This window comes from Pseudomonas sp. TSRC2-2 (genome assembly GCF_049897785.1).
In the GTDB taxonomy this organism is placed as follows: Bacteria; Pseudomonadota; Gammaproteobacteria; order Pseudomonadales; family Pseudomonadaceae; genus Aquipseudomonas.
Map to the genome: position 1 here is coordinate 303,228 of NZ_JAFCWZ010000010.1, position 8,988 is coordinate 312,215.

Genomic DNA, 8,988 nt, shown 5'->3' on the forward strand with positions numbered 1-8,988 from the left:
TCAACGCAAGCGAGCGCGTAATTGCATGAAGCGACGCGTCGCGAAAAGTCCGGCCGGACGCCAGTGCCGCTGCGGTTGCAACCACGGCAGCAAAATCTCCATTTGCTCGGCGGCAGGCTTGTCAGCGAGTGCGGCTTCGAGGTTCAGAAGATCGGCGTCATCGTCGAAGGCCTCTTCGACGGGGGCATCTCGGCGCACGTAGGGCCGAGGTCGGGATGCAGGGCAATCCTGGGTGATCCAGTCGCGTAACAGCTGCTTTTCATAGCCATTGAACACGCCGAACATTGCCGCATCGCTGCCGTCGATCAAACGCCAGAAACGACTTTCTTCTACAGCCTCGCCCCGCTTGATCCAGCTTTTGCGCTCCAGCGCCGAGAGAAATTCACCCATTTGCCCCGGCGTGGCCAGCCATTGGTTGATCGTGCGGTTTTCGATGCGGCAGTAATCGGAATGCATGTGCCGGCCAAAGACCGCTTTGCGCTCAAGCATGGCGATGACTTCCTGCTGCAGGTCGAATTCCTTGATCACGGCGGTGGTGCCTTTGCCCACATCATTGAGGCGGTAACCGACGGCCATGCGCCGATAGAACTCGTCGCGCCCGGCGCCCAGCGGCATCAGTCCAAGCATCGATTGCACAGCCTTGCGCGCATGGCCGGTGCTGGCGTTGTCGATGGTCACATGCAGGCGGAAATAGTGAGGGTCGATGCCCAGCTCCGCCAGCTCATAGGCACTGATCAACAAGTGCAGCGGCAGTTGCTCGTAGCCGAGGTTGAAGCCAATGACTTCTGGCAGAAACTGGCTGCCGAAGCGCCCCAGCGCCAGTTGCACCGCTCCCTGCAGGAAATACTCGTCGGCGAGTCCGCTCAAATCGGAGCAATCATGCTCGGCCAGCAATTTGCGATAGATCACCACATGGTTCTGCCGTGGCACGCCCTCGCCGAGTTCTTCCAGGTAAGTGTCGAGCAGATCGTCGAGACGCGGATCCTGCCACTGCGGCAGCAGCCCGGCCAGCCAGGCGCCATCAACCTCTTTGGTCGGCGCCACATGCAAGATGAAGTACAACGCGTGGGATTTGTTGCGGAAATAGCGGCGCGGCGCGCCCTGCTGGCGTTGCTCAAGATAATCGGCGAATGCGCCCGCCACCTTGGCGCTGCGGGTTTCCGACCACTGCAGCAGCGCTTCGGCACTGCCCGGCAAGTCGTCAGGCAGCGCAGCCGCTTTGCTCAATTGCCGGCGCAGAAAATCCAGCGCGACGCGGTCAACTGTGGAGTCTTCCGCCAACAATCGGTCATAGAGCCGGCGCTCGGTATCCGCCGGCGTGGATGTTTTACCCGAAGACTTCCTGGTCGGGATTTCGATCAGCGACATGACTCATTCCCCTGCGTTATTGGCATTGCCTATAAACGAAAGAGTGATTGCTGCTGATAAAAATTCCTTTTTTGTGTGAGGCGATCGCTCAGTGGCGTGCGTAATTTTCTAACCCAATGCAGTGTCAAGAAACATCATCACACCGAAACCGAGCATCAGCCCGAGCGTCGCAGGCGTCTCATGGCCGTTACGGTGAGTTTCCGGAATCACTTCATGGGACACCACGAAGATCATCGCGCCCGCAGCCAGGCCCATCGCCACCGGAAAGCCCAACGCGAAACTGTTGGTGATACCCAGGCCAATAATCGCGCCCAACGGCTCCATCAATCCCGAAGCGGCGGCAATCAACGCTGCACGCCCGGCCGAAATGCCGGTGACCCGCAGCGCCAACGCCACAGCCAGGCCTTCGGGGATGTCCTGAATAGCGATGGCAGTGGTCAGCGGCAGACCGATTCTCATGTCGCCGGTGGCGAAGCTGACGCCGATCGCCATGCCTTCCGGCAGGTTGTGCAGGGTAATGGCAAGCACAAACAGCCAGACTCGATTGAAGCGCTTTGCCTGCGGCCCGCGCCGCCCGCTTTTTTCATGTTCGTGGGGGACGAAACGGTCAAGGCCGACCATCAGCGCCACGCCCAGGGCCATGCCGGCAACAACGACAGCAGCGGCAAGCATGGGGCTGCTCAGCGCCTCTTTCGCCGCCGCGATGCCCGGCAGGATCAGGGAAAAGGAACTGGCCGCCAACATCATCCCCGCCGCAAACCCGAGCATGCTGTCCTGGGTTCGCGAAGTGATCGCGCGCAAAGCCAGTGCCAATAAGGCACCGACTGCCGTAGCGGCGAAACCTGACAGCCCGCCGAGCGTCGCGAGGCGCAAGGTGTCGCGCCCCGTACTCACCAGGCCGGTGTAGCCGCTGATCAGCAGCAACACGGTCACACCGACCAGGGTCAGCCAGAAAATGCGCCCTCCCCAGCCCGTACGCGACAGGCTGACGAACCATGCGCGTACGGGGGCTGCGAACGAAGATGACGGTAGCGCCATGAAAACTCCTCAGGTTCAAGTGGCCGGTGCGAACGGCGTGGTTTCATCCAGCTGTGCCAGCGGCACATCGCTGCCACCCGGCGTCAGAATCACCTTGCGGCATTCTTCCTGTTTTTTATTGAAGATCTTGTAGCCCTCGGCCGCCTGTTCCAGCGACAGCCTGTGAGTGATGATCGCTTCGGGCTGCAACTTGCCGGTCTCGATGTAACCGAGCAACTCCGGCAGAAAGCGCTGCACATGAGTCTGGCCCATTTTGAAGGTGAGCCCCTTGTCAAAGGCATCACCGAACATGAAGCCATGGATGAAGCCGGCATAAACGCCCGGAACGCTGACCACACCGCCGCGCCGTACGGCCGCGATGCACTGGCGCAAGGCTTTACCGCTGCTGCCTTCGAGCTTGAGTGTAGCCATCACCGTTTCGGTGGTGCTGCCCTTGGCTTCAAGGCCCACGGCATCGACCACCGCATCGACGCCACGATGGCCCGCGGTCTGGCTGACGATGGTGTCGGCCGGGTCATCGTCCTCATCGAAGTTGATTGGAATCACCCCGTAAGTGCGCTGGGCATAATCGAGACGGTACTGGTGATGATCGACCATGAAGATCTGCTCGGCGCCGAGCATTCGGGCGCAGGCAGCGGTCAGCAAACCGACCGGCCCGGCGCCATAGATCGCCAGACTCGAACCCTGGACGACGCCAGCGTTTATCACGGCTTGCCAGGCGGTGGGCAGGATGTCGGAGAGAAACAACACTTTTTCGTCCGAGAGCGTGCCCGGCACCTTGAACGGGCCGGTGTTGGCTTTCGGCACGCGTACCAGTTCCGCCTGGCCGCCGGGAATCCCGCCGTAGAGACGGCTATAGCCGAACAGCGCTGCCGGTGGCGGAATCATTTTCTTGTTCAGCGCCGCGCCGGGGCCTTCGTTGGTCGTCTCGCAAGCGGCGTAAAGCTCTTGCTGACAGAAGAAGCAATCGCCACAGGCGATCACGAAGGGAATCACCACACGGTCGCCGCGCTGCACGGCGGTGACGGCGGGTCCGGTTTCTTCGACGATGCCCATGAACTCATGGCCGAAAATATCGCCGTGTTCGACGGTGGGTATTTTGCCCCGATACAGGTGCAAGTCCGACCCGCAAATGGCGGTGGCGGTGACCCGCAGGATGATATCGTCGGCGGCTTCAAGTTTCGGGTCCGGTACGGTTTCAACACGCACATCATGGACGCCGTGGTAGGTCATTGCTCGCATGGCTTGATCCTCACTCGATTGAATGAAATGGCTGCTGCTCCACTTTCCGAAGTGAAAAGGGCCGAGTGAGTTCATTCGGGTTTTCGAGATTTTGATCAGCGGATACTCCGCGTCCGTCTGAGCAGCCGAGGCAGCTGCCTGTTTGCCTGCCATATAACTGCCGTCTGAGTTATGCGACAATGCGCGCCAATGTCCAACAAGAACCTCGTACTCGTCGCTCAGCAGCTTGCCTTCAACGGCCCCAGTTGCGGTCGGCTTATGCGCGTTGGCTCAACTCAAGCACAGACTGGGGGGAGCTGGAAAAGCTCCGGATTGGTACTCAAATCTGTACCAGGCACCAAAGACCAGCTCTAACCCATTGATAGGTAAGGTAATTGATCTCCACAGCTAACATCACGATGCAGTTTGGCGCCAAGCCGCTGTTCGAAAACGTTTCGGTCAAATTCGGCGCAGGCAATCGCTACGGCCTGATCGGTGCCAACGGTTGCGGCAAGTCGACCTTCATGAAAATCCTCGGCGGCGATCTTGATCCGTCCGGCGGTCAGGTCATGCTCGAGCCGAACGTGCGTCTGGGTAAGCTGCGCCAGGATCAGTTCGCCTACGAAGAATTCACCGTGATCGACACCGTGATCATGGGTCACGAAGAGCTGTGGAAGGTCAAGGCCGAGCGCGATCGCATCTACTCGCTGGCAGAAATGTCCGAAGAAGACGGCATGGCTGTTGCGGAGCTGGAAACCGAATTCGCCGAGATGGACGGTTACACCGCCGAATCCCGCGCCGGCGAGCTGTTGCTGGGTCTGGGCATTCCGCTGGAGCAGCATTTCGGCCCGATGAGCGAAGTCTCGCCAGGGTGGAAACTGCGCGTGCTGCTGGCGCAGGCACTGTTCTCCGATCCGGAAGTGTTGTTGCTCGACGAACCGACCAACCACCTGGACATCAACACCATTCGCTGGCTGGAAAACATCCTGACTCAGCGTAACAGCCTGATGATCATCATCTCCCACGACCGTCACTTCCTGAACAGCGTGTGCACGCACATGGCTGACCTGGATTACGGCGAGCTGCGTCTGTTCCCGGGCAACTACGACGAATACATGACCGTGGCGACCCAGTCCCGCGAGCAACTGCTGTCGGACAACGCCAAGAAGAAAGCGCAGATTTCCGAGCTGCAATCGTTCGTCAGCCGCTTCTCGGCCAACGCCTCGAAAGCCAAGCAGGCCACCTCCCGCGCCAAGGCGATCGACAAGATCCAGCTGGCCGAGGTCAAGCCTTCGAGCCGCGTCAGCCCGTTCATTCGTTTCGAGCAGAACAAAAAGCTGCACCGTCAGGCGGTCATGGTCGAGAAAATGGCCAAGGGTTTCGACGGCAAGCCACTGTTCAAGGATTTCAGCTTCCAGGTTGAAGCGGGCGAGCGCGTCGCGATCATCGGCCCGAACGGTATCGGCAAAACCACCCTGCTGCGCACTCTGGTGAACGAACTGACCCCGGACGCCGGTAGCGTGAAATGGACCGATGCCGCTGAGCTGGGCTACTACGCTCAGGACCACGCCCACGACTTCGAAGACGACGTCACCCTGTTCGACTGGATGGGTCAGTGGACTCAGGGCGAGCAGATGATTCGTGGCACCCTGGGCCGCATGCTGTTCTCCAACGACGAGATCCTCAAGTCGGTCAAGGTCATCTCCGGTGGTGAGCAAGGTCGCATGCTGTTCGGCAAGCTGATTCTGCAAAAGCCGAACGTGCTGATCATGGACGAGCCGACCAACCACCTGGACATGGAATCGATCGAAGCGCTGAACCTGGCGCTGGAAAACTACCCGGGCACGTTGATCTTCGTCAGCCACGACCGTGAGTTCGTATCGTCCCTGGCCACCCGCATCATCGAGCTGAGCCCGAACGGCGTGACCGACTTCAGCGGCACTTATGACGACTACCTGCGTAGCCAGGGCGTCGTTTTCTAAGAGCAGCCGCGAGTTTCAAGCGGCAAGCTGCAAGTTGAAAGCCCTGTCCATGTGACGGGGCTTTTTGCATTCGGCGTTTGGGAATTGTGGGCGCGCAGATATCCGCGAGCAGACACGCTCCCACATTGATCGTTCCCACGCTCCGCGTGGGAATGCAGCCATGGACGCTCCGCGTCCCAACCACAGACGCGGAGCGTCCATGGCGGCGTTACCACGCAGAGCGTGGGAACGATCATTAAGGTGAAGTAGTTAGCCTGCTTTCATTTATCTCAGCCCCGCGCCATGATGTCGGCAACTCTCCCACCGCCGACCGCGAACGAGTGCTCATGTCTGCGCAGCCACTGCCACCACAAAGCTCCCTGGCGATCACCCTGCAGATCGTCTCCATCGTTTTCTACACTTTCATCGCCTTCCTCTGCATCGGTTTGCCGATCGCCGTGTTGCCCGGTTATGTCCACGAGCAACTGGGTTTCAGCGCTATCATTGCCGGCCTGGTCATCGGTTCGCAGTATCTGGCCACCCTGCTCAGCCGGCCAATGGCCGGGCGCATGTCGGACACGCTTGGGACCAAACGGGCGATCATTTATGGCTTGTGGGGGATTGTGCTCAGTGGCGCGCTGACGTTGTTGTCGACCTTGCTGCAAAGCTTTGCGCTGACCAGCCTGTTGATCCTGATCGCCGGGCGCCTGCTGCTCGGTATAGCCCAAGGCTTGATCGGCGTCGGCACCATCAGTTGGTGCATGGGCCAGGTCGGTGTCGAGCACACGGCCAAATCCATCGGCTGGAACGGTATCGCCTCCTACGGCGCGATTGCCATTGGCGCGCCGCTGGGCGTGGTGATGGTCGCTGAATACGGTTTTGTCAGTCTTGGCATCGTGCTGTCGGCGTTGGCGGCAGGTGCGTTGTGGTTAATCCGCAACAAGCCCTCGGTGCCCGTGATCCGTGGCGAGCGCCTGTCGTTCTGGGCGGTGTTCGGCAAGATTGCGCCGTACGGCACCAGCCTGACACTCGCCTCGATCGGCTACGGCACGCTGACCACGTTCATCACGCTGTATTACCTCAACCGAGGCTGGACTGGCGCGGCGTATTGCCTGACGGTATTTGGCGTGTGCTTCATTCTGTCGCGGCTGCTGTTTATTTCGGCGATTGCCCGCTTTGGCGGGTTTGCCTCGGCCATCGTCTGCATGACGGTGGAAACCGTCGGCCTTGTTATGTTGTGGCTGGCGCCTTCCACCGCGTATGCGTTGATTGGTGCAGGGCTGGCGGGTTTCGGGTTGTCGTTGGTTTACCCGGCGCTGGGGGTTGAAGCAATCAAGCAAGTGCCGAGTTCGAGTCGCGGGTCAGGCTTGGGGGCATATGCCGTGTTCTTCGATCTGGCCCTGGCGATTGCCGGGCCGTTGATGGGCGCGGTGGCATTGAATCTGGGCTATTCGTGGATTTTTTTCAGCGCAGCACTGTTATCCGTGACCGGACTGGGCCTGACCTTGCTGCTCAAGCGCCGGGCGATGCCCTGACTCTGGACACCGCTAACTGAGCACATCGACCCAATCCTTTTTGTTCGCAGCAACCGATCATCAGCGCCATCCCAATTGCCGCCGGCTCTGACCATGATCAACTGCGCCCCCTCGCGCCTCACCCTGCTTGCACTGTTGTGCAGCCTCAGCGCTAGCGCCTGCGCCGATGGTTTTTTCGACGATGCGAAAAGCGATGTGCTGCTGCGCAACTTTTACCTGAACAACGATTACCGCTCGCCAACGCCTGCCGGGAAAAATTACAAACAGGAGTGGGCCCAGGGTTTTATCGGCAATTTCTCATCCGGTTTCACAAAAGGCACGGTCGGCTTTGGCATCGACGCCCACGCCTTCGTCGGTTTGAAACTCGACGGCGGCAAGGGCCACTCAGGTACCGGCCTGCTACCTGTCGACAGCGATGGCCGCAGCGAAGATGACTATTCCAGCGCAGGCGGCGCCTTCAAGCTGAAAGTCTCGCGCACTACCCTGACCTTCGGCGAAATGACCGTGGAGACCCCGGTCTTCGACACGTCCGACAAACGCCTTCAACCGGAATACGCTACAGGCTTTCTGCTCAACAGCGCCGAGTTCGAAAACGTCAATCTGGTTGGCGGGCACTTTACTGCGTTCAAGAATCAGGACAGTTCCTCCGGTAAAGACGATTTCTACGGTTACGGCGCCAACACCGAACCGGGCGGGATCAGCTTCGTCGGCGCCGACCTGTTCAGCAGCAACCCGGTCGGCGGCGCGCTCTACGCCTCCGAGTTGAGCGACACCTGGCACCAGTACTACGGCAACCTGCACTTCAAACAGTCCGGCGTGCTGCTCGACGCTAACCTCTACCACACCCGCGACACCGGCCGCGCATTGGCTGGCGAGATCGATAACACTGCCTTCAGCCTCTCCGGTAAATACAGCTTCGGCGCCCACGCGGTGATGCTTGGGTGGCAACGCATCAATGGCGACACGCCGTTCGATTTCGTCGGTGGCGACTCGATCTACCTGGCCAACTCAATCAAATACGCCGACTTCAACGGCGCCAACGAACGCTCATGGCAGGCCCGCTACGACCTCGACCTCGGCGCCTTCGGCCTTCCCGGCCTGAACTTCATGACCCGCTACGTCCGTGGCAGCCACATCGACGGCAGCCATGCGCCCAGGGGCGGTGCGTACAACCCGTTCGACGCCGACAGCGGCCGCTATCAACCGCAACAGGATGATGGCGGCAAGCATTGGGAACGCGACATCGACTTGAAATACATCGTCCAGTCCGGCGCCGCAAAAGACTTGTCGGTGCAACTCTCCCACGTCACCCACCGCGCCAACGAAGCCCAGGCCGGCGATGACATTGACCGGATTTACGTGGTCATCCAGTACCCGCTGGGTTTCTGAATGACCCGCTCAGCTGTTGCTGAAAAACCCACATCTGAGTTGCTGACCCGACGCTTTCGCGAGCAAGCCCGCTCCCACATTTGATCTGGGCCGGACACAAATTCTGCGACCTCTGCATGATACCTGTGGGAGCGGGCTTGCTCGCGAAGGCTGTGCGTCAGCCCACATCTGAGTCGCTGACCCGACGCTTTCGCGAGCAAGCTCGCTCCCACATTTGATCTGGGTCGGACACACATTCTGCGACCTCTGCAAGATACCTGTGGGAGCGGGCTTGCTCGCGAAGGCTGTGCGTCAGCCTACATCTGAGTTGCTGACCCGACGCTTTCGCGAGCAAGGCCGCTCCCACATTTGATCTGGGTCGGACACACATTCTGCGACCTCTGCAAGATACCTGTGGGAGCGGGGGGGGGGGGGGGGGGGGGGGGGGGGGCCCCCCAGGTGGAGGGTTGCCCGCCCGGTGGGGGGCCGACCCGCGC

General features: G+C 60.2%; 6 protein-coding genes. 3 read left to right on the plus strand and 3 right to left on the minus strand.

From position 1 onward, the window contains the following. From ACP7D9_RS21265 to ACP7D9_RS21275, 3 genes are all read right to left on the minus strand, one after another. Nucleotides 1-1,368, minus strand: coding sequence for an iron-containing redox enzyme family protein (locus tag ACP7D9_RS21265; RefSeq protein ID WP_426159524.1), 1,368 nt, complete (start codon nucleotides 1,366-1,368; stop codon nucleotides 1-3). A 108-nt stretch (nucleotides 1,369-1,476) separates the two neighbouring features. Then, on the minus strand, nucleotides 1,477-2,406 hold the full coding sequence (locus tag ACP7D9_RS21270; protein WP_426159525.1) for a ZIP family metal transporter: 930 nt from the start codon (nucleotides 2,404-2,406) through the stop codon (nucleotides 1,477-1,479). 15 nt (nucleotides 2,407-2,421) lie between these two features. Next, on the minus strand, nucleotides 2,422-3,648 hold the full coding sequence (locus tag ACP7D9_RS21275; protein WP_101160499.1) for a zinc-dependent alcohol dehydrogenase: 1,227 nt from the start codon (nucleotides 3,646-3,648) through the stop codon (nucleotides 2,422-2,424). Between the two features lie 374 nt (nucleotides 3,649-4,022). Here ACP7D9_RS21275 and ACP7D9_RS21280 point away from each other — a divergent pair, with 374 nt between their 5' ends. The 3 genes from ACP7D9_RS21280 (at nucleotide 4,023) to ACP7D9_RS21290 (ending at nucleotide 8,512) form a co-directional block, all read left to right on the plus strand. Then, entirely contained in the window at nucleotides 4,023-5,609 is a 1,587-nt protein-coding gene (locus ACP7D9_RS21280; RefSeq protein WP_016774693.1) for an ABC-F family ATPase, read from the plus strand. Nucleotides 5,610-5,935: 326 nt separating this feature from the next. Next, on the plus strand, nucleotides 5,936-7,123 hold the full coding sequence (locus ACP7D9_RS21285) for an MFS transporter (RefSeq protein WP_426159526.1): 1,188 nt from the start codon (nucleotides 5,936-5,938) through the stop codon (nucleotides 7,121-7,123). A gap of 93 nt (nucleotides 7,124-7,216) precedes the next feature. Next, entirely contained in the window at nucleotides 7,217-8,512 is a 1,296-nt protein-coding gene (locus tag ACP7D9_RS21290) for an OprD family porin (protein WP_426159527.1), read from the plus strand. Nucleotides 8,513-8,988: the final 476 nt, after the last annotated feature.